Source organism: Bradyrhizobium sp. Mp27, assembly GCF_029953005.1.
Classification (GTDB): Bacteria; Pseudomonadota; Alphaproteobacteria; order Rhizobiales; family Xanthobacteraceae; genus Bradyrhizobium; species Bradyrhizobium barranii.
Window position 1 is genome coordinate 1 of the sequence record NZ_JASAUS010000646.1, and the last position, 435, is coordinate 435.

1 pseudogene is annotated in these 435 nt (G+C 60.2%); it reads left to right on the plus strand.

The window, feature by feature from the left end:
- Positions 1-435 (plus strand): annotated as a pseudogene (locus QJT78_RS52165) (hypothetical protein); the annotation flags it as partial.

Here is a 435-nt window from a genome sequence, read left to right on the forward strand (position 1 = left end):
TCACTTTGCGCCGGCGCATCCTGCCAGGGCTCGTTCAGACACCTACGCTGGTCTTGAGCCATTTGTTGATCTGAATGCGCCGACGCCGTCCGAGTTGCGCGACGATGCTCACTTTGCGCCGGCGCATCCTGCCAGGGCTCGTTCAGACACCTACGCTGGTCTTGAGCCATTTGTTGATCTGAATGCGCCGACGCCGTCCGAGTTGCGCGACGATGCTCATTTTGCGCCAGCGCATCCTGCCAGGGCTCGTTCAGACACCTACGCTGGTCTTGAGCCATTTGTTGATCTGAATGCGCCGACGCCGTCCGAGTTGCGCGACGATGCTCATTTTGCGCCAGCGCATCCTGCCAGGGCCCGTTCAGACACCTACGCTGGTCTTGAGCCATTTGTTGATCTGAATGCGCCGACGCCGTCCGAGTTGCGCGACGATGCTCA